This window comes from Paenisporosarcina sp. P4_E4_2 (assembly GCF_056401595.1).
This window is the reverse complement of the sequence record NZ_JBFUJC010000461.1, coordinates 1-1,923: the sequence shown is the minus strand read 5'-3', so window position 1 is coordinate 1,923 and position 1,923 is coordinate 1. Positions and strand designations below refer to the sequence as shown.

Genomic DNA, 1,923 nt, shown 5'->3' with positions numbered 1-1,923 from the left:
GACACTCACTGTGGATTTGTCTTTTGGCCGTGAAGATGTTGACGAGTGGATTACAAAGTTAGAAAAACCTTATCCACTTCTATTTCTTGATGCAGATTGGATTGAACGTTCTCCTTTAATCGTGAAAAAGATTAAAGAAAAAAAGATTCCAGTGGGATTACTTGGACACGAAAGCAAACACTATGAAGAAACACCTGAATTATTGGGAGAAGAAATCGAACGCTTCAAATCCGCATTCGGTGTTATACCGCTTTGGTATCGGACATATGATCACGCTTTTCCTGAGCCATTAAAGACACAAGTATGGGATTATCAAATGAATATGGTCAGTGCAAACGTCAATTGGATAACTGGTAATGCTCCTACAATTCGGAAAGGAGATATTGTATCCGTTGCCTTACACCAAGAAACTCGTGTTGATTTAAAAGAACTGATTACTTATCAAAAAGCGCATCCTTTCGTTTCTATAGAAGAAACCCTTTTTGGTTATCAGACGGAAACGAAAACTTTCCCCTAAAAATTCGAATGACACCAAAGCTATTGTAACTCCTTTGATCGCATTTATACTTTAGGACAATAAGAAAAGGACATCCAACTGTGGATGCCCTTTTTTTATGCTTTTGCTTTTGCAGCTTCAGCGCGTGCTTTTCTTCGTTCTTCTAATTTTAAACGGTCTGCATCTGACTTCGCATTGTATTTTGGCAATTTTAAAAGTTGGTATGCATTCACAGCTAATAATGGGAACAATAATAAAGTCACATAACGGTCTACATCTTTTTCATCTACCATCAAAACCGGTAACCATTCTAAAGTTGTGATGACAATCATAAAAAATAACGCGGAAATGAATGCGTGTTTTTTTGTCCATTTTGCTTTGAAGTAAGCAACAACCAATCCGGTAACCAACAGTACAGTCAACAGCCCTAAGTACAACAGAAGTTGTGATTGGGTCTCTGCTAGTGGCATAAATCGGAATTTAATCAAATCAAAAATGACTAATGCAATAATTAATAATTGTACCCAGTTCCATAACGTAAGCGTTCTAAAAATATTTACACCGAATTGATGAACTGTCAGATAGGCGAAAAAACCCATTTGACTGAGAACACTCATTGTCATTCCAAGAAACACAAACCATAAGAAACTGGCTGCGAATTCTAAGTACTCACCACTTGCAACATATGGTGCAAATGCGTCTTCCCATCGAATAAATAAACTAAGTACACCAGTAACGGCTCCGCCGATTAGTAGTCCCTTAAAGAAAAATATAACCCAATTTCGTATCGTCACAGCAAAAAATCCTCCGTTTTTCTCGAGTTCCTCTTCTGATTGTATCAACGAATAAGTAAAAAATCTATTTTACGAAGAGTTATCTACATATTCTCAGCGATTTTGTGAACAATAAATGAAAAGGCCAGTGCGAGAAAAGAGGTTGAGTATGCGAAAATGGATAATTCTTATAGGTATCGTTTTATTGACAGGCTGTGGAGGTCAACCACAAAGTAATCCTTCTTATGAAGAAACGAAAAAAATGGTTACAGACACGATGCAAACTGAAGAGGGCAAAAAGGTAATGCGACAAATGCTTTCGGATCCTGAATTTAAAGAACTGTTAGTTTTGGAACAGGAAGATGTAAAAAGCTCAATTGAAAACACACTTCTTTCTAAGGATGCGGAAAAGTTTTGGAAGGATACTTTTAAAGATCCAACCTTCTCCGAAACATTTGCTAAAAGCATGAAGGATCAGCAACAAAAAATCATGACTGATTTAATGAAAGATGCTTCTTTCCAAAAGGAATTAGAATCATTCTTTGGACAACCTGACATGCAAAAACAAATGGAAACAATTTTAAAGTCGTCAACAAATCGAAAAGAAATCGAAAAAATTGTGCAGGAAACGATTGATAGTCCGCTTCTAAAAGC

Annotated in this window: 3 protein-coding genes; 2 read left to right on the top strand and 1 reads right to left on the bottom strand. The window is 36.5% G+C overall.

Going from position 1 to position 1,923, the window contains the following annotated elements; translation table 11 throughout:
- The coding region (locus AC1DSB_RS18650) for a hypothetical protein (protein ID WP_477587346.1) at nucleotides 1–517 on the top strand (517 nt) is incomplete at its 5' end.
- A 95-nt stretch (nucleotides 518–612) separates the two neighbouring features.
- Here the strand turns inward: AC1DSB_RS18650 and AC1DSB_RS18645 are convergent.
- Nucleotides 613–1,290 (bottom strand): KinB-signaling pathway activation protein, encoded by a 678-nt coding sequence (locus AC1DSB_RS18645; RefSeq protein ID WP_016429923.1) that lies wholly within the window; start codon nucleotides 1,288–1,290, stop codon nucleotides 613–615.
- 148 nt (nucleotides 1,291–1,438) lie between these two features.
- Between AC1DSB_RS18645 and gerD the strand changes: the two genes are divergently transcribed.
- On the top strand, nucleotides 1,439–1,923 hold a 485-nt coding region (gene gerD / locus AC1DSB_RS18640; RefSeq protein WP_477587345.1), incomplete at its 3' end, for a spore germination lipoprotein GerD.